General features: G+C 57.9%; 1 protein-coding gene. It reads right to left on the bottom strand.

Going from position 1 to position 1,532, the window contains the following annotated elements; translation table 11 throughout:
• Nucleotides 1-148 precede the first annotated feature (148 nt).
• Nucleotides 149-1,471, bottom strand: a complete 1,323-nt coding sequence (locus tag BXA07_RS29665; protein ID WP_076573259.1) for an IS1182 family transposase — start codon at nt 1,469-1,471, stop codon at nt 149-151.
• Nucleotides 1,472-1,532 lie beyond the last annotated feature (61 nt).

Genomic DNA, 1,532 nt, shown 5'->3' on the forward strand with positions numbered 1-1,532 from the left:
CCTAGGAGTCTGCGCGGCAGACAGTTTTTGGAACGTGATGGCGCCGGGCTTCTTGAACGGAGCAGTCGCTGATTTACTTTCGCGCGCGAAAGTGAGTTGAAACCTGAGACTGAAGGGCTAAATTGGTCGTCTTTCGCCCTTATTCGTCTTACGCGTACATCATTTTTGCCATTCGGCGCAGGTTCAGCGCCATGCAGACGAGCCTCCACTCGGCTTGGGCCTTAGCCAGTCCGCGCATACTAAATTGCCGGAAACCGAGCACGCTTTTGACCCAAGCGTTGGGCGGCTCCGAAATCCATTTTCGTTTTCGATAAGCCGCCTGTGTTTTCGCAGATTTGAATTTCTCAGCCATGGCAGCGCACAACGGACGCTTCGACGGATCAACAATTGTTTCCTCTTTTCCGGTGCGCCCGAGCGCCACGATCAGTTCCGATGGGTGATTACGCAGTTGTTCGAACATAGCCTCGGAGCGATAGCCAGCATCGGCGAGGACTTGCTTGGCGTCGTCACCGACGTCCCGCTTAACGGCGGCAAGCACTGTCGCCAATTGGCCGCTGTCGGCCGCACTATTGACGAGCTCCGCCGCCACGATGATGTGGGCGTGTTCATCGACCGCAGCCTGGGCGTTGTACGCGTAGTCGAAGCCACCGCCAGCGCGCTTCATGATGCGGCTCTCTGGATCGGTGAAGTTTTCCTGGGCGGTGGGTCTGGGCTCGCCGAACTTATATTTGAAGCGCGACTTCTTTTGCGGCTTGTCCGAGTCATCTGGGGGCGCATCATCGTCGTTGCGTCCGCGTGCGATATCGGCCTGGCGCTGGCGATCTTCGAGACGCGCTCGGGCGGCGCGGATGACAGCGAGGCGGTCTTCCCGCCTGGCGATCTCCGCCGGGATATCGAGTTCCGGCTCGTTCCGCTCGGCCGCATCGGCCGCCTTGGCCTTGGCAAAAAGCGCATCGATTTGTTCCTTCAGCTCGCGCTCGGCCTTCTGCATCCGATCGTAGCTCATCGCCTTGTTGCGAGATGCGTTGGCCTTGATCTTGGTGCCGTCGACACCGATCGTACCGAGCTTGATCAGGCCGCATTCCTTCGCCAACTTCAAGACTTGGACGAACAGCTCCGACAACTCCTGCAAGTGGAATGCGCGGAAATCGCAAATCGTTCGGTGTGCCGGATAATTATCGGCAGCCAGCATCCGTAGCGCTACGTCCTCGTGCAGTTTCCTGGCCAGCTTACGCGATGAGAATACGCCAGTCGCGTAACCGTACACCAGCACCTTGACCATCATCGCCGGATTGAATGGCTGGTTGCGAGGCCCGCCTGTCGCATACCGCGCGTGAAAAGCGGACAGGTCGAGCGAGTCGACCGTGTCGCTAATGAAGTATGCCAAGTGGCCTTCGGGCAGCCAGTCTTGCAAGGCATGAGGCAGCAGCATCTGTTGATGGGGATCGTATGGAAGATAGCTCGTCGTCATGTGACAAGTTTATCCGGTACTCCGTTTAGATGAAATCAATTTCTGCCGCGCAGACTCCTAG

Origin of the sequence: Janthinobacterium sp. TND4EL3, assembly GCF_900156175.1 — a bacterium.
Classification (GTDB): domain Bacteria; phylum Pseudomonadota; class Gammaproteobacteria; order Burkholderiales; family Burkholderiaceae_D; genus Janthinobacterium.